The organism is Marinomonas sp. AWM4_232 (assembly GCF_056158325.1).
Window position 1 is genome coordinate 1,387,806 of record NZ_JBSWTA010000001.1, and the last position, 19,966, is coordinate 1,407,771.

Annotated in this window: 19 protein-coding genes; 8 read left to right on the plus strand and 11 right to left on the minus strand. The window is 47.5% G+C overall.

The genetic code is table 11. From position 1 onward, the window contains the following. Positions 1 to 36: 36 nt before the first annotated feature. The 3 genes from ACXAC1_RS06660 to ACXAC1_RS06670 all read left to right on the plus strand — a co-directional run bounded on the left by ACXAC1_RS06660 (position 37) and on the right by ACXAC1_RS06670 (position 4,377). Positions 37 to 690, plus strand: coding sequence for a TetR/AcrR family transcriptional regulator (locus ACXAC1_RS06660; RefSeq protein ID WP_475060162.1), 654 nt, complete (start codon positions 37 to 39; stop codon positions 688 to 690). Between the two features lie 180 nt (positions 691 to 870). Further along, positions 871 to 2,742, plus strand: coding sequence for a methyl-accepting chemotaxis protein (locus ACXAC1_RS06665; RefSeq protein ID WP_475060165.1), 1,872 nt, complete (start codon positions 871 to 873; stop codon positions 2,740 to 2,742). A 147-nt stretch (positions 2,743 to 2,889) separates the two neighbouring features. Next, the gene (locus ACXAC1_RS06670) at positions 2,890 to 4,377 is read left to right on the plus strand and encodes a Na+/H+ antiporter NhaC family protein (RefSeq protein ID WP_475060167.1); all 1,488 of its coding nucleotides are present in this window, start codon (positions 2,890 to 2,892) and stop codon (positions 4,375 to 4,377) included. Positions 4,378 to 4,458: 81 nt separating this feature from the next. On the opposite strand, the gene ACXAC1_RS06675 is transcribed toward ACXAC1_RS06670, so the two are convergent. Continuing rightward, positions 4,459 to 5,418, minus strand: coding sequence for a hypothetical protein (locus ACXAC1_RS06675; protein ID WP_475060169.1), 960 nt, complete (start codon positions 5,416 to 5,418; stop codon positions 4,459 to 4,461). Between the two features lie 128 nt (positions 5,419 to 5,546). On the opposite strand from ACXAC1_RS06675, the gene ACXAC1_RS06680 reads away from it, so the two are divergent. Further along, entirely contained in the window at positions 5,547 to 6,011 is a 465-nt protein-coding gene (locus tag ACXAC1_RS06680; protein ID WP_475060171.1) for an Lrp/AsnC family transcriptional regulator, read from the plus strand. Positions 6,012 to 6,026: 15 nt separating this feature from the next. Here ACXAC1_RS06680 and ACXAC1_RS06685 read toward each other — a convergent pair whose 3' ends face one another. After that, positions 6,027 to 6,242, minus strand: coding sequence for a hypothetical protein (locus ACXAC1_RS06685; protein WP_228190215.1), 216 nt, complete (start codon positions 6,240 to 6,242; stop codon positions 6,027 to 6,029). Between the two features lie 498 nt (positions 6,243 to 6,740). Between ACXAC1_RS06685 and ACXAC1_RS06690 the strand changes: the two genes are divergently transcribed. Both ACXAC1_RS06690 and ACXAC1_RS06695 read left to right on the plus strand, forming a co-directional pair. Further along, positions 6,741 to 7,001 (plus strand): hypothetical protein, encoded by a 261-nt coding sequence (locus ACXAC1_RS06690; protein WP_475060174.1) that lies wholly within the window; start codon positions 6,741 to 6,743, stop codon positions 6,999 to 7,001. A gap of 57 nt (positions 7,002 to 7,058) precedes the next feature. Then, positions 7,059 to 7,328, plus strand: a complete 270-nt coding sequence (locus tag ACXAC1_RS06695; protein WP_475060176.1) for a hypothetical protein — start codon at positions 7,059 to 7,061, stop codon at positions 7,326 to 7,328. 91 nt (positions 7,329 to 7,419) lie between these two features. On the opposite strand, the gene ACXAC1_RS06700 is transcribed toward ACXAC1_RS06695, so the two are convergent. The 6 genes from ACXAC1_RS06700 to ACXAC1_RS06725 form a co-directional block, all read right to left on the minus strand. Next, positions 7,420 to 8,130 (minus strand): glutamine amidotransferase-related protein, encoded by a 711-nt coding sequence (locus ACXAC1_RS06700; RefSeq protein WP_475060178.1) that lies wholly within the window; start codon positions 8,128 to 8,130, stop codon positions 7,420 to 7,422. Between the two features lie 26 nt (positions 8,131 to 8,156). Beyond that, a complete protein-coding gene (locus ACXAC1_RS06705) occupies positions 8,157 to 8,966 on the minus strand; it encodes an ABC transporter permease subunit (RefSeq protein WP_133561428.1) in 810 nt (269 codons plus the stop codon). Further along, positions 8,966 to 9,904, minus strand: coding sequence for an ABC transporter permease subunit (locus ACXAC1_RS06710; RefSeq protein ID WP_475060180.1), 939 nt, complete (start codon positions 9,902 to 9,904; stop codon positions 8,966 to 8,968). The genes ACXAC1_RS06705 and ACXAC1_RS06710 overlap by 1 nt, the downstream gene beginning before the upstream one ends. After that, a complete protein-coding gene (locus ACXAC1_RS06715) occupies positions 9,901 to 11,055 on the minus strand; it encodes an ABC transporter ATP-binding protein (RefSeq protein ID WP_475060182.1) in 1,155 nt (384 codons plus the stop codon). Before ACXAC1_RS06715 ends, ACXAC1_RS06710 begins: the two co-directional genes overlap by 4 nt. Positions 11,056 to 11,125: 70 nt before the next feature. Next, positions 11,126 to 12,217, minus strand: coding sequence for a polyamine ABC transporter substrate-binding protein (locus ACXAC1_RS06720; protein ID WP_475060184.1), 1,092 nt, complete (start codon positions 12,215 to 12,217; stop codon positions 11,126 to 11,128). 120 nt (positions 12,218 to 12,337) lie between these two features. Next, a complete protein-coding gene (locus ACXAC1_RS06725) occupies positions 12,338 to 13,672 on the minus strand; it encodes a glutamine synthetase family protein (RefSeq protein WP_475063793.1) in 1,335 nt (444 codons plus the stop codon). A 569-nt stretch (positions 13,673 to 14,241) separates the two neighbouring features. On the opposite strand from ACXAC1_RS06725, the gene ACXAC1_RS06730 reads away from it, so the two are divergent. Continuing rightward, positions 14,242 to 15,060, plus strand: coding sequence for a LuxR C-terminal-related transcriptional regulator (locus ACXAC1_RS06730; protein WP_475060187.1), 819 nt, complete (start codon positions 14,242 to 14,244; stop codon positions 15,058 to 15,060). A 34-nt stretch (positions 15,061 to 15,094) separates the two neighbouring features. On the opposite strand, the gene ACXAC1_RS06735 is transcribed toward ACXAC1_RS06730, so the two are convergent. Beyond that, entirely contained in the window at positions 15,095 to 15,751 is a 657-nt protein-coding gene (locus ACXAC1_RS06735) for a nitroreductase family protein (protein ID WP_475060189.1), read from the minus strand. Positions 15,752 to 15,911: 160 nt separating this feature from the next. On the opposite strand from ACXAC1_RS06735, the gene ACXAC1_RS06740 reads away from it, so the two are divergent. Further along, positions 15,912 to 16,859: a substrate binding domain-containing protein gene (locus tag ACXAC1_RS06740; RefSeq protein ID WP_475060191.1), complete on the plus strand. Its 948-nt coding sequence runs from the start codon at positions 15,912 to 15,914 to the stop codon at positions 16,857 to 16,859. Positions 16,860 to 16,922: 63 nt separating this feature from the next. Here the strand turns inward: ACXAC1_RS06740 and ACXAC1_RS06745 are convergent, their stop codons facing one another. Both ACXAC1_RS06745 and ACXAC1_RS06750 read right to left on the minus strand, forming a co-directional pair. Then, the gene (locus ACXAC1_RS06745) at positions 16,923 to 18,206 is read right to left on the minus strand and encodes an NAD(P)/FAD-dependent oxidoreductase (RefSeq protein ID WP_475060194.1); all 1,284 of its coding nucleotides are present in this window, start codon (positions 18,204 to 18,206) and stop codon (positions 16,923 to 16,925) included. A 107-nt stretch (positions 18,207 to 18,313) separates the two neighbouring features. Continuing rightward, positions 18,314 to 19,804, minus strand: a complete 1,491-nt coding sequence (locus ACXAC1_RS06750) for an aldehyde dehydrogenase (protein WP_475060197.1) — start codon at positions 19,802 to 19,804, stop codon at positions 18,314 to 18,316. Between the last annotated feature and the right edge of the window lie 162 nt (positions 19,805 to 19,966).

A 19,966-nucleotide genomic window follows, 5' to 3' on the forward strand; every position in this document is an offset into this window, starting at 1 on the left:
GATGCCTTATTTGATAGAAGGACACCCTCACATATCATGACCAAAAAACCGACGACGATGAAAACCATGCAACCCGTGTCTCCGCGCAGTGAGCCAGTGCAGTCACGCTCTATCAAGCGCACTCAGCAGATCTTAGAAGTCACCAGCAACTTGCTGGAAACCGTTGGCTTGAACGATCTGAATACTGCCATCATCGCCAAGGAAGTCGGGATTTCAGTCGGTTCGCTTTATCACTATTTTCCCAATAAACACGCTATTTTGTACGCCATGGGCAAAAGCTGGCTAGACAGCATTGAAGAAGTCTTAAACGACATCGAAGAGTGGCCTGTTGAAAGTCTGTCCTTAGAGGACTTTATTGATCAAGTTGTCGACATCAACTTACGTACTTATCGCCAGCAGAAGGCGGTGCTTCGCTTAGTGCAAGCCATGTTCTCAGTGCCTGAGCTAAGAGAGCTGGATGAACGTCATGATGATATGGTGATCTCACAAATGGCTAAGGTGTTTAAACGACTGGGCATCAACAAGCACATTCGCGAACGCGAACGTATCGCACGTCATTATTTAGAGGTCACTCACAGTAGTTATCTAGTGATTGTTAACCAAAACGAACAACGCGCAACACGAACACTACAGGATTTGAAAATAATGTTACAAAGCCTGCTCACACATCATTTAAAATCACCTGAATAAGGTAATTCTTCCTACCTCGATCCGCACTTGACTGAAGAAGGGGCCTCACTATACATCGCCCCTAACAAAGAGTCATTTGTATCTACTCTTAATATATTTGTCATCTATAATGCAAAGAATGTGATCAATAAGTGAAAATTGATATATTTCCAACTCTAATCAATGAAAAGTGGAGCCAGCATGCGTTTCAGCCATAAAGTCGTTGCGATGTCATCGCTATTGTTAGCCTTAACCGTTGGCTTGTTGAGCATTCAGCAGTTATTGACTGTTCGCTCAGAGGTCGAAGGTTTAGTAAAAGTCAGCCTGAAGGAAATGGTTGTCGGAGTAGGGAATACAATTAGCGCAGAATTGTCTAACAAACGGGCTTTGGCGCAGAGTATGACCGAGAGTATTGAACTCAACCCTAACGATCGCACATACGTTAAACAGCTTCTGGAAAAACCAGCGATCAAAAACAGTTTTCTGGCAATCGGCTTAGGTTACGAGTCCGATGCGGTCGTGGTTGAAAATGACGACGGTTGGGAGCCTGATGCGAGCTATGATCCACGTAAGCGCCCATGGTATATGGATGCTAAACGCGAGCGTCAACAAGTAGTCACTGCTCCTTATGTCGATGTATCCACCAAACAAACGATTATTTCCATCGGTAATCCCGTTATGGATGGCAACCGTTTTGTCGGTGCGATGTTCTACGATTTAGAGCTAGGTGGTTTGTCCGAATTGGTTAACTCGGTCAATATCTTTGATGCAGGCTACCTGTTTCTTGTCACCGATAAAGGGCAAGTGATCGCCCACCCTGAAACAGAGAACAATGGCAAATCGCTTTCAGAGGTCTTACCTTCCGCTACGTTAAAAGAAGGCTTACAAGAAACCAAAGTTGATGGTGTAAGCAGCCTCATCAGTATAACCCGAGAAGCGACTCAAAACTGGTATGTCATTGCAGTCGTTGATGAAGACAAAGCCTTCTCAGCGCTCGCAACCCTTCGTAATAATGCCGTGATATTTGGTATTATAGGTATACTGGTAAGCGTTATCGTGATGACCGTGTTGATTCGTACGCTATTGCGCCCTCTTGGCGAGCTTAATTCAGCAATCCAAGACGTTGCCACGGGAGAAGGCGACTTAACGAAACGCATTGCACCTAGCAATACTCCAGAGTTCGCGGAGCTAGCACAGGGATTCAACCAATTTGCTAGCAGCCTGCAAGAACGCATTACTCATCTAAAATTGTTAGGTGATGAGGTGGTCGCAAGTGGTGCTAAGACAGTCTCAAGCTCTCATGAGTCGTCACAAGCCATGAAAGATCAACTAAAAGAACTCGAAATGCTGGCCACGGCTATCCATCAAATGTCATTGGCGTCCAACGAAGTGGCTGAAAACGCACAGCGTGCCTCTGAGTCTGCCACCGAAGTGGATCGTACCACCCTTGAAGGTTCTGCAGTGGTCAGTGACACCGCGAAATCAATCGATGCGTTGTCGAATCGAATCGATCAAGCGGTTGAACAGGTCAAAGGCTTGGAGCATGCAACCAGTAATATCGAAACCATTTTGGCCGTGATTAACGAAATCGCAGATCAAACCAACTTGCTTGCTTTGAACGCAGCTATTGAGGCAGCTCGTGCAGGGGAGTCCGGTCGTGGTTTTGCCGTGGTTGCCGATGAGGTTCGAACCCTAGCACAACGTACACAGGAATCGACCACAGAAATTCGAGGCATGATTGAGCAATTGCAGAATGGCTCAGCAGCGGTTTCCCATGCAATGACTGAAAGTCGTGATACCGCTGTAAAAGCGGTTGAGAATGCACAATTAGCCGATGCTGCATTAGTTCGAATTCGCCAGTCTATTGAGCAAATCAGCGATATGAATGCGCAAATTGCTTCAGCAGCACAAGAGCAAAGTCACGTGGCGGAAGAGATCAATCAAAATGCAGTGAAAATTAAAACACTGTCCACCTCTGTGGTAGATCTTGCTCAAGACTCCAGTAACGCCATGGAACAACAGCGTTCACATACCGAGTCACAGAAATCGATTCTAGACCGTTTCAAAGTCTAATCATCACTTCCTTTGACAAAAGCCAGCTGCCTAGCTGGCTTTTTTATACCCCTTATGGGCTAACCCCTAGGGGATATATGTTCCAGTATTTGTTTCAGAGTATTTTAAATGCTTATAAGAATTATGCTTTAAAATCGGGAACACTCTATGGAACAAGTTATAAAAGCGTTGAATACTATTCGTCCTAAACGCTCCCTTTTGCTGTCGGTCATGGTGACTCTTGGCGCCATCGCTTTCTTCTGGTCATTGTCTTACGCACATCAACCTGGTGAAGACTGGGGCTTTAAATCGCTACTGCCCACGCTGTTTGTCCTCTCCATTGCTCTCATTTCTCGTGCACCGTTTGAATCCTTATTAACCGGCGTGGTCGCTGGCCTGATCATGCTTGATCACACCTCAGTAGTCACGTCTCTTGCCGACACGCTGTCTGCGGTGATGGGCAATGAAACTATTATTTGGATCGTGTTGGTCTGTGGTTTGATGGGCGGCTTGATCGTATTGCTAGAGAAAAGTGGCTGTCTAAACAGTTTCAGCGATTGGTTAAAAGGCCGTATTAAGTCCCGCCGCCAATCATTGTTAACAACCTTTTTTATTGGCTTAGTCGTATTTATCGATGACTACCTAAACTGCTTGGCGGTGTCCTCGTCCGTCAAACAAGTGACCGATCACTACAAAGTTTCCCGTGAAAAATTGGCGTATATCATCGACTCAACGGCCGCACCGATGTGTATTTTGGTGCCAGTTTCCACTTGGGCCGTGTTCTTTGCAGGCTTGCTCGAAGAAAACGAGCTTGCAGCTGATGGCCAAGGTCTCGCGACGTATATTTCAGCCATTCCTTTTATGGTCTATGGCTGGGTGGCGTTGATCCTGGTGTTTTTGGTGACATTAGGTGTGGTCGGCAACCTAGGGGCAATGAAAAAGGCGGAAGCTCGCGCAGCAAGCGGACAGCCTAAGCCTTTGGACTATACTGGCGATACCATGGAAGCGGCCGCTACCAGCCATCGCAAGACCAGCAGCCTAGTGGGCATGTTGAACTTTATCGTACCGATGTTGATCTTGATTGCGGCAACGGTTTACTACGATATCGACCTGTTAAAAGGCGTTCTGGTGACCTTAGCGATTACCGTGGCAATGTATTACGTACAGGGACTGTTATCGCTAGAAGAGCAGTTCAAAGGCGTCTTTGAAGGCTTCAAGGTCATGCTCTACCCATTGTCCACGGTGATTGCCGGTTTCATGTTGAAAAGTGTCAACGACGAACTGGGTATGACCAGCTATATCGTTAGTGTGGTCGCTCCTATCATGACCGCTGAACTGATGCCGGCTTTAGTATTTGTCGTCATGGCAGCCATTGTGTTCGGTACGGCATCGAGCTGGGGCTCATTTATTATCGCTATTCCCATTGTTGTGCCAATTGCCTTGGGTGTGGATGCTAATATGGCATTAGTAATTGGTGCACTGCTGTCTGCGTCATCGTTTGGTAGTCATGCTTGCTTCTTCAGTGACTCTACCGTGCTAGCCGCACAAGGAGCAGGGTGCTCGCCCATGGCACACGCGATGACCCAGCTACCTTACACAGCATTGGGCGCGATTCTGAGCTTTGTCCTTTTCATTATCCTAGGGTACAGCGTTTAATTATTTAGCAACTCGCTAGACAGTAGAACTATACAAAGGGCCGTTAAACGGCCCTTTGTATATTCAAACAACATGTTTTTATTACGTCTGCGGTGTTTCTTGGCGGTCGTTTAATTTTCGCGTCACATATGACCAACGCGCTAAGGCTCCAATGACGACTAACGCAAACACCAGTCTCGCCCATAGAATTCCTGAAAGATCCGCCCCTATCAGGAGAATCAGCATAGTGTCCTCGATGACACTGTGAAACAGCCCCAAAAAGCCAATCGTTAAGAAAATATCTCGCTGACTCAGACGGCCTGATTGCGCTTCTTTAATCAGTAGCCCCGCACCAAACGTCAGACCAAGCACCACGCCGATCACCGCCACGTTTGCAGCGTCTTTGCCGATACCCAGCCAGCGCAGCACAGGGTAAAGCAAGGTATGCATCATACGCTCAATACCAATGGCTCTAAGGACTCTTAGCAACACCATCAAAGCGAAGATAATCACATAAATCCAAGCAAGGGTTTCAATCTGGCCTAATGCCCATGACACTAAGCTATCATCTACAGGCGCATCGGGACGCCACAAAGAGCTGGCCGGTTGCTGCAACCAGTTCATTGAGCTATACAGGAAATGTAGGGCACCGCCTAAGATCACCGCTCCACCAAAACGAAGTGCTAGGGTAACACGCCAGCTGACGCCCATATTCTTCGCCACCGCCCCTTCTACGGGTAGAGAGTGCGATAACAATGCCAGCACGCCCAATACAGTGACTTGCGCAACGCTCAAGGCTTGCGTCAGCTCCAAGTTAAAGTAAACAATCAGTCCGGTATAAATGTTCGTGAGCATCAAGGTCGCCCAGACCAACCCCAACTCATTTGGCAATCCGACCCATTGCATCATAGGCGACAGAATGTCACCGAGCAGCGCCACACCACCGATCATTTCCAGCCCCTTGACGACTACTAAGGCGGGCACCATGACTTTTAACAGTACCCAATACACCTTGGCCGCTTCTTTTAACAAAGTCAGAACAACGCTTAATACCGATTTCATAACGTTCCACAAAGATCATTTAACAGAGACAGTCATTGTAAAGACGCTAGGAAAAATAATGTCACGCTTTACTTATAAAACATTTCATTTAATTTGTTTGTTAGGTGATAAACAAAATATTATTAATCATGAACGCTTTAGATCGAATCGACCGTAATATCTTGATGCAACTACAACAAGACAGCCGCCTGACAAATGTACAGTTAGCGGCGCAAGTAGGGCTGTCGCCACCAGCGTGTTTAAAGCGGGTGAAACGTCTCACTGAAGAGGGATATATCAGTCGCCAAGTTGCACTGATCGCGCCACATAAACTCGGTCCCATGCTGCACATGGTGGTGGAAGTGTTTATGGAAAGGGATCATAAGCAGCTGTTTCAGGAGTTTGTGAAAAGCATCCAAGCCACACCTGAAATTAAGCAGTGCTACCAAGTCACTGGGGAAGTCGATTTTGTCTTGATCATCATGGTGCGGGATATGGAAGCTTACGAAAAGCTATGTGATCGTCTGCTGTACAGCAATCTTAACGTGAGGAAGTTTCGCACGCTGATTTCGATGAAGCGGGATAAGTTTGAAACCGCTATTGAACTCGAATGATACTGGCGCGTCGCGTTAGTCATCATCCTGCATCGGAATGCTGGACTGCCCTGTCATGAGCTGAGCTAACTTAGCGGCAATACTCGACTGTTCGGCTTCCGTTAACTGTACCGATTGGGCGGCAGCAAAGCTGTATTCATCCTGACCGCCCTGAAAAACGATTTGTCCAAGTACTTGGCCGCTATCGCTAATACAGTCCAAGGCTTGTTGATTAGGAAAAAACAATACCATTTATACACATCTCATTTGGGCTGGAGAAACTCCATCATAGCACCTCTTGCTCATTCATTTGCTTCCAAATAGCGCAACCTATCGATGAATTCGATCATAGTAGATCGATTTAATCGATTTCAATTAAGCATATGTCAGTGGCTAAAACCAAAAGTTTTCCTGAAGTGTGCTTTCAATGTGCATGCTGTGACTCCGTATTTCTGCATAGTCGCATATTTTTTATACTGAATTGTCCAGAACTCGACGCATAGCGTCATTAATATTTGCCAATTTTTATTGATTAAGAATAAACCACCGGAGTTGTCCTTGATTGGTTCTTTTAATGGCGATTTAGGCTGTTTTTTCATTTTGAGGGAAGAACTTTGGAACAGAATTTTTCGCTCTTTTTTTATTTTTTTTCATAGCTAATATTAACTCCATCGAAACGCGAAACACATTTCGCAAAACAATTTAAACGCTTTATTAAATTTAAAAGAGACCCTTTAAAGGAGGCTCCACATGAAAAAACTAATCGCACTTACATCTGCTGTTCTAGCCACTTCTGCAATGTCTACTGCTGCATTCGCTGACAATATCAGCGATGACCTTCGTATGGCAGAATCTCGCTACAACGCACTGGCTACCGAAGCTTCAGCGGAAGGCTACCAAGTGGACGAACTATACGGTCAGCCAATGACGACTTCTCAAAAGCTTGATGTTATCAGTGAGAAAAATGCTGAGTTGAAAAACCTGCTGAACACTCAATATTCAGCTAACTAATTTAGTGAAGTTTTCAGAAAGTATTGAATCGAATTTAAAAATTTAAAGGTGAATTATATGAACATTAAAGCATCAGCACTTATTGCAGCATTAACTCTATCTACATCTGCTTCTTTTGCAGCGAGCGATAACAATATTCAAGATGATATTTATGACGCGCAAGCACATGCTAAGGCTATCTCAGCTCAACTAGAAACTATGGGGGTTGAAACTAACCCTAATGTTGAGTTTGCACAGCCAACAACGCTTTCTCAAAAGCTAGATGCTTACGAAGCCAAAATTGACGACCTACAAGGTCAGTTTGACGCAGTTCGCGCATCGAACTAATCCAGCAAAACCCGGATTCCCCTCCAGTTTTGTTATGTTTTGGCCCGATCACAAGCCATTGTGATCGGGCTTTTTTATTGCCTATCAGCAGCTAAGCCTTCGCTTTTAAGAACTGTCCAATCCAAGCCATCAATTGTTGGTTCTGGATCGTATCTTGCTCCACCGTTTGACGCGCTTTGTCGGCCACCTCTTGCGTTAACGTCACCCCGTCATACATATTGATGAGTTCATTCTCATAGGCTTTAGAGAACTCTGGGTGCCCTTGGAACGTCAGAATTTGATCCTTATAGATCAATCCAGCGTGCTCACAAAAGTTACTTGTTAGAAACGTGGTCATTTTGGCTGGCTTTTCCAACACCTGATCTTGGTGGAAAGCACAAAAAGCCACTTTTTCCACCGCCGGCAGAGTCGGGATCTCTTCCACCACTTGGTAGTGATGAACACCAACACCCCAACCACCGTCGAATTTCGCCACACGACCACCTAACGCACGGGCAATCACTTGATGCCCAAAGCAAATACCCACTAGAACTTGGCCTTTAGTATCCACTTCACGGATGAACTCACACAATTTGAGAATCCAAGGATCGTCACCGTATGCATCTGACTTAGAGCCAGTGATTAACCAGCCATCACAGCTGTCCGTGCTCTCTGGGAACTCATCTAGGCGCACGTCGAAAATTTCAAACGTTAGCGAAGGCTCCAAGGCCGAGATTTGCTGAGCAAACATCTCAGCATAAGTCGGATACTCAGAAAGCAATGCATCTGGCGTAATACCCGCCGCAAGAACACCTATTTTCATTTATTACTTACCTCAAACATACAGCGTTACGGTCCCTGAAAGCGATTTTGGCGACGCATAATGACGATCGCTGCAATCACTGCAATAGACACCGCTAAGATCATCAAGGTCGCTAGGGCGTTGATTTCTGGGGTTACACCCAAGCGAACTTTGGAAAAGATCACCATCGGCAGTGTCGAATTCCCTGGCCCTGACACAAAGCTCGCAATCACCAAGTCATCTAGGGATAAGGTAAACGACAACAACCAGCCAGACAATATCGCTGGCGCAATCAGTGGTAATGTGACGAGGAAGAACAACGACACAGGCTTCGCACCCAAGTCCATCGCGGCCTCTTCCAAGGTGTCATCCATGGATGCCAAGCGGGATTGAACCACTACCGCCACATAGGCTAAACAGAACGTCGTGTGAGCGATAACAATCGTCGTCGTGCCACGACCAGCGGGCCAACCAAACATGCTTTCCATCGCCACAAACAACAGCAATAACGACAACCCCGTGATGACTTCAGGCATCACCAGCGGCGCAGTTACCCAGCCTGCCATGATGGTTTTACCGGTAAATTTGCCCATACGGCTTAAAACAAACCCAGCCAGCGTCCCCAAGACCGCCGCGAGGGTGGCACTGATAAAGGCAATTTTTAAGCTAACCCAAGCGGCATTCATAATCTGCTCATTCTGGAACAGCTCGACATACCATTTGATCGACCAGCCTCCCCACACGGTCACCAGCTTGGATTCGTTAAAGCTGTAGACAATTAGGGCAATGATTGGCGCGTAAAGGAATAAGAAGCCAAAGCCCGCGCTTAATTTAAGCGCCCAAGAGTTGCCTTTCATTACATGGCCTCCTTATTACCGTTACGCATAAACATAATCGGTCCAACCAGTACAATCAGCATGATGATCGCCACCGCTGACGCTAATGGCCAATCTCGGTTCAAGAAGAACTCATCCCACAACACGCGGCCAATCATCAAGGTGTCCGATCCGCCGAGTAACGCAGGGATAACGAATTCCCCTACGGCTGGGATAAAGACCAGCAAACAACCGGCAATGATGCCTGGCTTCGCCAATGGCAAAGTCACCAGACAAAACGCTCGCCAAGGCTTGGCACCTAAATCTTGCGCCGCCTCGATAAGGCTCATGTCCATTTTTTCTAGGGTGGTATAAAGGGGCAAAATCATAAAGGGTAGGTAGGTGTAGACGATGCCCAGATACACCGCGAAATCTGTCTGTAAGATTTGTAGCGGCTGATCGATCAGGCCAATCGCCATCAAGGTTTCGTTCACCAAACCATTCTTTTTAAGTAAGGCCATCCACGCGTAAACACGCAGTAGAAATGAGGTCCAGAACGGCAGAATTACCAGTGCTAATAAAATCGTACGCTGAGTCGGTCCACTGCGTGCAATCAAATAGGCAATCGGAAAGCCAATCAACAAGGTGAAAAAGGTCGATACCGCCGCAATACGCAGAGAGCTTAAATACGCATCTAGGTAAAAGCGGGACTCAAACAAAAACAAGTAATTGCCAAAGGTCACTTTTAGGGTGGCGTAAGCATTACTCGGATCCCACTCAATAAGCGGAGAATAAGGTGGCACAGCAATCATGGCTTCCGCTAGGGAGATTTTAAATACCACCAAGAATGGGATAAAAAAGAACGCCGCCAACCAAAGCATGGGAATCAAAATGACACACCAGCGTCCTAGACGAATCTGGCGCAGGCGTTGAATCACACGTAAGCGAGTCGAATCGGAGGAAGCGGTTGTGGTCATCATGATGTCAGTACCACGCTGCTGTCCGCATCCCATGCAAGGTATACATGATCATCCCACGTAAAACGATCGTCTGAATCACGCTGAACGTTTGGCTGAGTAATACGCACTTCTTTGCCGGAAGGTAAGCGTACTTTGTAGATAGATTGGCTACCCATGTAGGCCACTTCCGTGACGATACCTTGGGTGGTATTTACCAAAGACGCAGGGGCTTCTCGGGTAATACGGAATTTCTCAGGGCGAATGGCCACGCTCACTTGCTGGTTAGGCGCACAACTGATGCCATGGTCCACATGGATTAAGTTTTCCGTGTCTGCACAATGAATGGACGCGCTGTCCCGCTCATCGCCGACCACTGTCCCTTCGAAGAGGTTTACGTTACCAATGAACTCCGCGACAAAGCGATTATTCGGATACTCATAAACTTCGTGAGGCTCCGCCGTTTGCACAATCACCCCATTGTTCATCACACCAATGCGCGTGGCGAGAGTCATGGCTTCCTCTTGATCGTGGGTGACCACGACAAAAGTAATGCCCAGTTCTTCTTGCAAACGCATCAATTCAAACTGCGTTTCTTCACGCAATTTCTTATCCAATGCGCCTAAAGGCTCATCCAATAACAACAGCTTTGGGCGCTTCACTAATGAGCGCGCCAGCGCCACACGTTGGCGTTGACCACCGGATAGCATATGCGGTTTGCGCTTGGCCAAATGCCCCAGCTGCACCATATCCAAAATGTCTGCTACACGCTTTTGAACTTCACCACTTGGCAGGCCTTCTCGTTTCAAGCCAAATGCCACGTTAGCTGCCACGCTCAGGTGTGGGAACAAGGCATAGGATTGGAACATCATGTTGACTGGACGCTCCCAGGGGGGCGTATTCGACATGTCGACGCCATCAATCAGAATGCGACCCGAGGTTGGGGTTTCAAATCCAGCCAGCATACGTAGCAAGGTACTCTTACCAGAGCCTGAGCCGCCCAGTAGACAGAACAATTCATTTTTGTAGATATCCAGCGACACGTTGTTCACCGCGGTGAAGTCGCCAAACTGCTTATTGATTTGCTCAATGCGAACAAACGGTTCCGAAGTGCTTTGACGCCACGTTGGTGCCGCTTTTGGCACGATTTGAGGCGCAACAGAAGATACAGACATAACCCACCTGTCAGTCAATAAAAGAGAAGGTAGCGGAGCCAAATGGCTCCGCAGGGCAGAAACACAGGGTTTAGCGACCGGTTTTGATGTTGGTCCAAGCACGCGTTAACGAGCGATCAAAACGCGCAGTGTGCGCGACTTGAACGTACAGTTTTTCTTTTACCGCTTGCGTTGGGTAAACACCTTTATTGTTGGCCACATCTGGGTCTAACAAAGGTTCAGCTGCAGTATTCGGTACCGCGTAGTAAACGTAGTTCGAAATCGCAGAGGCAATCTCAGGCTTCAAAATGAAGTCGATGAACTTATGCGCCGCTTCTGGGTGTGGTGCGTCCGCAGGTACGGCCATTAAATCAAACCATACCAAGGTGCCTTCTTTTGGAATCACGAAATTGATATCAACGCCTTGGCCGGCTTCTTCGGCACGGCTTTGTGATTGCAAAATGTCTCCGTTGTAACCAATCGCGACACACACGTCACCGTTAGCAAGGTCAGAAATATATTTGCTTGAGTGGAAGTATTTGATGTTATCGCGGGTACCAGACATCAGTTTAGTAGACGCTTCCAGCTCAGCTTTGTCTTCAGAGTTCGGATCCACGCCGCGGTAGTTATTGACCACGGACATCATTTCAGCAGGCGAATCAAGCACTGCAATGCCACAGTCTGACAGCTTAGCCGCTACGGAAGGATCAAACAGTACATCCCAAGAATCAATATCGGCTGTTCCCAAGCGCTCTTCGATCATCTTGGTATTGTAACCAATACCAATCGTGCCCCACGCATAAGGAATATTGTACTGGTTGCCCGCATCATGTTTTTCGATTTGCTTGGCAAGAGTTTGGTCTACATTAGCGTAATTGCTCAGTTTGTTCTTATCGATGGTTTGGTACACGCCCGCTTTTACTTGGCGTTCAAAGAATGAGTTAGAAGGCATCACAACATCGTAGCCGGAACCACCCGCCATTAGCTTGGCTTCCAGTACTTCGTTGCTGTCGTACACATCGTAGTTAACCTTAATACCGGTTTCTTTGGTGAATTGCTCTAGGGCACCCGGCGCCATGTAGTCAGACCAGTTGTAGATGTTGATCACATCTTCTGCAAAGCTGCTGCCTGCAAACACTGATGCACTACCAGCAATTAACACACTCAATGCATTACGTTTCATGTAGAGTTCTCCTATTTGGCCCAGGTCGGCCATTGTTCCAGTTGTGAGGTGATTGAAGTCGTTGAATGAAGCCCTTTTTCGGGCTTTCTTATCTTTTATTCCTATGAGTACGACACCTATCTATAAGTAGGCTTCGTACTCCACGTTTGAAATCCGGCTATGAATCTTTTGCTGTTCTTGCTCTTTGGCTGCGCCAAATACTCGAACAAACTCTTCGCCTAAATAATCACGTAAGAAGCTGCTGTCGCTGAAAGCTTCTGAGGCCAATTCCCAACGATTAGGCAGTGGCTCAAAGCGTTCAGACATAGCGTAAGCATCCCCTTCAATTGGCTGTGGCGGAGACATTTTCGCTTCAATGCCGTGCAGTGCTGCGCCTAGCACCGCGGCCAGCACTAAGTATGGGTTGGCATCCGCACCAGCTACACGATGTTCGATGCGGCGCGCGATGTTTTCACTTTCCGGGATACGTACCGCGACGGTACGGTTCTCATAGCCCCAGCTTGCAAATGTTGGCGCGTGGGCACCCGTTTGAAAACGACGGTAAGAGTTCATATGTGGCGCGAAGACTAGCATCGAATCCGACATGTGGTTCAGTAGGCCAGCGACCGCTTGCTGCAACAAACCTGAGCCTTCATCTGTGCCATTGTCGAACACGTTGTTGCCTTGCTCATCAAGCAAGCTGAAGTGAACGTGGAAGCCGTTGCCGCTCTTGTCTGCATAAGGTTTCGCCATGAAGGTCGCGCCGAAGTCATGCTGGCGCGCCACGCCTTTGATCAGGCGCTTGAACATGATCGCGTGATCCGCCGCCTGCACCGCATCGTTGGTGTGCTTCATATTGATTTCGAACTGACCAGGGCCTAATTCTGAAATGATGGTGTCCGCTGGAATCCCTTGCGCTTCACAAGCTTGGCGTACTTCTGCGAAGAAGCTTTCTAAGCCGTCCATTTCTTCGATGGAGTAACAGTCGGTTTTATTCAAACGCACACCATTCCCTTCCACAATGATAGGTGGAGAAGGGCGACGTTGGGCTTCGGAAGTGCCATCTAGCAAGTAGAATTCCAGCTCTGTCGCCACTACAGGTGTGTAACCAAGCTCTTTAAAGCGATTCACAATGCGTGTCAGTACTTGGCGTGGATCTGGGTAGAATGGTGTGCCATCGGCGTTGTACATCATGGCAAGAATTTGATCACGAGCGCTTTCCGCCCATGGCACAGGAATCGGCTCAGGATGAACGGCTAAGCAGATGCCATCACTGTCGCCAGTTTCGAACACCATACCATTGTCGAGTACGTCATCGCCCCAGTGGTCAAAGCCAATCACAGAGTGAGGCAACTTCACCCCCTGTGTCATGACACTCTTTAACCCACTAGCTGGGATACGCTTACCGCGCAAGTTACCGTTTAAATCCGTAATAAACAGATCAAATTCGTTTTTCCCTTCATACATATCCGACATAGAAAGTTCTCTCATGAAATTAGTCTTACCGCTGGAGAACTTGAACTCTGGAATAGCCGACACTTCATTCGCTTTTTCAGTTTGAAAGCGTTGCTCTAGATCAAGTTCTCTCTATGAAAATCACCTTAACCCGAGCAAATGATGCGAGTAACTATCCCCGAGTGGGTATATGAAAACAAAGAGGAAATTGGGTAAATATTCTTCTAAGGCAATCCACAACCTATTTGAGAGAAAACCTATCTTGCTGATAAATAATGGCTAAATGATTGATTTATGCATTCTAGGTGTTATCTGGCAACTCATAAGCCGAAGCATTATTCGGGTTATTAAGCACAGTTTTACACTATCTAGGATCTTAAAGTCGACGAAATTTTTTAGGTAATGAGAGAAAAAATAGCCATCGGATTGAACAATTAAAACCGATAAAAGCGTCGAATTAGTGTATGTTTCATTAAGATGTTTTTTGGCCTAGTAATTGCTTTTACTGTAACCATTTGTTTTAAAGTAATGGCTAGCGCCCCAAGATAGCGCACGATAATAACAACGCGCACAGGAGAGGATACAAAACGATGCACAGTTCCACTTTACGAGGGCAATTGGCCTTACCCGAGTTGATGAAAGACTTAGGGCAATTAACCAGTCATGTTCGCGTTCCCAGTTTCCCAACTGTGCTAGAAGATTTCCTGCGCAAGCTTTGCTACTTCGACACCATCATCATGGTGACCTATAAGAAAGCGCTGAAACCGCTGTTGATTCATCCGAGCGACCTGTCTGAGCAGAGCAACACCCTGCGCATGTACCTCAATCAAGCCTATTTGCTCGACCCATTGTTTAACTCGCTTCAACATGGCATTGCTCCAGGCGTTTACCGCCTAGTCGATATGGCTCCTGATTCGTTCGAAGAAACAGAGTACTATCAAACCTGCTATCGCGACTTTGACCTGGTGGATGAAATCAATATTTTGGTGGATTTAGATAAGACCACGACGTTTGCTGTATCACTGGGCCGTCAAAAGGCCGTCGGGTCGATTCGACGCACCGAACTGAATAATTTAAAAACGGTTTTCCCAATGATAGAAGCCTTGATTAACCAATTCTGGCTGGCTCAATCCGGTGGTTTTGTAGATCGTGCGCCGAGCTCAGGTCCATTGAAGCAAGCGCTGAAGACATTTGCCCATGGGGTACTGACGACCCGCGAGCAGGAAATTTTGGGATTATTGCTGAAAGGTCACTCATCCAAGTCTATTGCCAATGAGTTAGGCATCAGTGCTGGTACTGTTAAAGTACACCGCAAGAACATTCACGCACGCTTGGATACCTCAACCCAGTCTGAGATTTTTACACTATTCCTCAGTCACTTAGATGCACTCGACAGAGAAGCGCATTAGCTTCTCTGTCTGTACACTTATCCTAACGAAACACTTATAGAACGGTAATCACTTGTTCGCGGTTCAAGCGTGACTTAGGCAATGGCGCATTGTAATCAGCCGCGTCATCACGATAGCCCATCGCTAACGCCACATCGCACTGATAGCCTGCCAATTCGTCCGCGAACAACTCACCAATTAGCTCAGGGTCAACACCTTCCATCGGCGTTGAATCAATGCCTAGGCGCGCTAGGGTATGCATCGTATTTCCTAATGCCAAATAGGTTTGAGCTTTCGTCCACGCAGCCGTGTTACCTTGATCATCGGTGTTTAACTCAGCAAACGCAAACGCACCAAATGCTTGCTCTCGCTGTTCCGCTGGCGTTCGCCCTTGGGCGATATCTTGATCGATCACTTTTGCGTAGTCATCACGGTTGTAGTGTGTTTTGTGGGCAAATAAGATGATATGCGACGCTGCTTTCGCATGTTTCTGGTTGAACTGAAACTTATTCGCAAAGGTATCATGGAAACGCTGTTTGGCTTCCTCGCTTTCGATTACTACGAACTTCCATGGCTGGGAATTAATGGACGACGCAGACAAACGCAAGGCTTCATAAATCACCTCCAGCTCTGCCGCTGGGATTCGCTTACTCGCGTCATAGTGTTTAGTGGTGTAGCGTTTGCTTAAATCTTCAATAATAGTGTGCGACATAATCTATCCTCATCATCAGCAACCAGCCCTGAGGGCCTTTGAATAACCGAGATAGTAGCGCCCTGAATAAGAGAGAAAAATACGCTTTAGATTGAATCATTATCAAAAAATATTTGATAATAAACATTGCATTCACAATCTATTAGATAGGTAAAAATCTGTGCAAATTGAAGATTTGGAAGTGGTTCTCAAGATATCAGAGCTGAGGAGCATCACCGCCGCAGCCACACATTTGGATATGCAATCAGCAACCGCCAGCGCTGCCCTAAAACGTGTTGAAGCAGCCCTTGGTGCCGAGCTGTTCATCCGTTCAACTCGGCAACTGCGCGTCTCCAGTGCTGGCGAGCGCTTTTTGCCTTTATGCGCTCAATCCTTAGAACAATGGCAACAGGCCAAACAAGCCGTTACCACAGACAATGAGACCATCTCTGGAGAAATGCGCATTGCAGTGTCTTCCGACCTAGGGCGTAACGTCATCGCCCCTTGGCTCGATGCTTTTATGGCGGAGCACCCTGACATCACTCTGAGAATGCATTTAAGCGACAGCAATATAGACTTTTACCGGGATGCATTAGATATGGCACTGCGGTACGGGGCACCTAATGACGCCTCGCTGTACGGCTTTAAAATTTGTAATGTGCCACGCTTACTATGTGCCAGCCCAGAGTATCTAACCAAGCATCCTAAGCCACAGCACCCAAACGATCTCATGCAACATAATGCTTTGTTCTATCAGCTGCGTGACATACTTAACGATGCCTGGGATTTTCAAGATGAACAGCGCCGCTACAAAATCAAACCCAAAGCCAATCGCGCCGCCAACGATGGCGATATGGTACGACGATGGTGCGTGGCAGGACACGGCATCGCCATGAAATCCGCATTGGACGTGGCAGATGACATTCTAAGCGGTCGACTTATGTCACTATTACCAGACTACACCGTACCTTGCGGCGAACTTTGGTTAATCTGCCCAAGCCGCCAATCCATCACGCCCAGCATGCGACTACTACGAGACGCACTGCGAAAAAACACCCAGCAAAGCCTACAACGTCTAGTGGAAGCGGGCATCCTGCCACAGTCACTGGTCGAGCGAACCGAGACCTAAGCGATAGACAACAAAAAGCCGCTCGAAAGCGGCTTCTTTGTGAACCTTAACGCTCTGTACTCATTAAATACCTAGCTGGTCACGCATGTTGTAGTACGCTGCGCCAATCGCTGTGTACGGTACTCGTAGCATACGACCACCCGGGAATTGGTACTGAGGCATGCTGGCGAATACGTCAAAGCGTTCCATATCGCCATCGATCGCATCAGACAAAATCTCACCCATTAAATGAGAGTTGGTCACCCCATGGCCTGAGTAGCCTTGTGCGTAGTATAGGTTTTCGCCGATTTTACCTACCTGAGGCATACGCATCATGGTCAGTAGGAAGTTACCAGTCCATGCAAAGTCAATTTTCACGCCTTTTAACATCGGGTAAGTTTTCAGCATTTTCGGCACGATGATCGATTCGATCTTACCTGGATCACGGGCACCATAAGTCGTGCCGCCGCCGTAGATCAGGCGACCATCGCCCGATAAACGGTAGTAATCCAAAAGATAGTTACAGTCTTCTACACAGCGATCTGTTGGTAACAGTTGCTTCTGTAGGTCTTCTGGAAGCGGCTCTGTTGCGATCACTTGCGTGCCACATGGCATGGCTTTTTTCTCAACTTCTGGAAGCAAACCAAACACATAGGCGTTACCCGCCACCACGATTTTATCGGCAATCACGGTGCCTTGCTTGGTGACCACTTTCCCTGGAACACCTTTCTCTAAGCGCACCACTTCAGAATCTTCAAAGATCTGACCGCCTAACTCTTCAAACGCACGCGCTTGGCCAAGCACCAAGTTCAACGGTTGAATATGACCGCCTTTGCGATCCAGCAGACCGCCAGTGTAGCGATCCGTACCAATGTGATCTTGAATCGATGAAGCACTCAGTAGTTCAAGCTCATTGTGGCCATGGGATTCCCATAGGGCTTTTTTGGCTTTTAGCTCTTCGAATTGCTTCTTATTGCAGGCCGCAAATACGTTGCCATGCTTAAGGTCACAGTCGATGTTGTACTTTTCAATACGGTGACGAATCAGTTCTGAGCCAGCGAAGGCCATTTTCGCCATTTTCTGACCAATGTCGTCTCCGTAGTTTTTGAATATATAATCAATGTCTCGGTTAAAGCTGTTAACAATCTGACCACCGTTACGCCCAGAAGCACCAAAGCCAATACGGCTACCTTCTACAACGATCACACGTTTCCCTTTTTCGGCCAAACTTAAAGCCGTGGATATGCCCGTAAAACCCGCCCCCACAACACAAACATCGCAACGATGTTCGCCGGTAAGCTGTGGACGTAACGTCTTGTCGTTGGCAGACGCTGCGTAGTATGAATTTGCATGAGTAGGGGATGACATATAAAACCTCTCCTATACACGTAGGCGACCCTATTGGTACGCGAACTTTGTGTGAACAGGGCGGTCCTGCGACGGCCCTGTATGGTAATCAATGAAAGTGGGGCTTGTTACTTCAAGCTAATCCAAGTGTTTTTAATCTCGGTGTATTTTTCCAATGCATGCCAAGATTTATCACGGCCATTACCTGACGCTTTAACACCACCAAAAGGCACCGTGGTATCACCATCACCCCAGGTGTTAACCCACACCATGCCCGACTCAAGACGTCGACTAACACGGTGAGCGCGGCCCAAATCGTTGGTCCAAACCGATGCACCTAAGCCATATTTGGAATCATTGGCTAGGGCAATGGCTTCTTCTTCGGTATCAAAGCCCATCACCGCCAATACTGGACCAAAGATTTCTTCGCGAACGAATTCCATCTCGTGATTAGCATCTGTAAAGATGGTGGGTTTCGCGTAGTAACCTTTACCCGCTTGATAATCTGGCACGCCACCCAGCGCAAGGGTTGCGCCATCGGCCATGGCGCTCTCAATAAAGCGTGTCACCGTATCCAGTTGTGCTTTATCAACCATTGGCCCCATTTTGGTCGTAGGATCGAGAGGATCACCAGGCACGTAGGCTTTAGCGGCTTCTAATAGCGCGGCCATAAACTCGTCTTTGATGCTGTTTTCCACATACAAGCGAGAACACGCGATACACACTTCACCTTGGTTGGTGAAGATCGCTGTTGCCGCGCCTTGCGCCGCTGCTTTTACATCTTTGCAATCTGCGAACACTAAGCAAGGGGATTTACCACCTGCCTCAAGCCAGACCCGTTTCATATTCGACTGTCCGGCATACTCCATCAGCATCCCCGCTACACGGCTTGATCCCGTGAAAGCTAGGGTGCCAATGTCATGGTGCAACGCAAGGGCTTTACCAGCTGTGTGACCAAAACCGGGGAGGACATTGAAGACACCATCTGGGACCCCCGCTTGCGTTGCTAACTCAGCTATTCTTAACGCACTTAAAGGCGATTTTTCCGATGGTTTTAAAATCACGCTATTGCCCGCAGCCAAGGCTGGCGCAATCTTCCACATCACCATCATCAGTGGGTAGTTCCAAGGCGTAATAATCGCCACCACGCCCAGTGGTTCACGGCTAATCAGCGCCAAATTATCTGGGTTGGTCGGTGCGATTTCGCCATAAAGTTTATCGATGCATTCTGCTGACCAACGTAGGCAATCAATCGAGTCTGGCACATCAATATTGACCATCTCTGAGATCGATTTACCCATGTCTAAGGTATCAATCAGCGCTAGCTCGTCTTGGTGAGCTTCTAATAAATCCGCCCACTTTTGCAGAATGCGCTTGCGCTTACCTGGCGCCATTTCAGACCAAACACCACTCTTAAACGCTGCTTTGGCAGCCTCGGTGGCAAGGTTCACATCGGCTTCATCACAGCTGGCCACTTTGGCCAGCAACGACTCATCGGTCGGGTTGATACAATCAAATGTTTCCCCACTCTGTGCCGCGGTAAACGCACCATTAATGTAGGCGTCTGAGTGCAAACGAATGTCTGAACGCAGGGCTTGCCATTCTTGATAGGTCTTCATAGGTAATTCCTTCCTCTGGCGTTTATCAAAACGCGTCATGAGTTGTGATCAATCTAAACTAACTGAGCGTCATCCTATCGCACCATATCCCCGTGGGGGTATATCGTTTTTTTCATGGGGAACTAAGATGAAGCACTCACATGACACATCCTGTACTTCTGT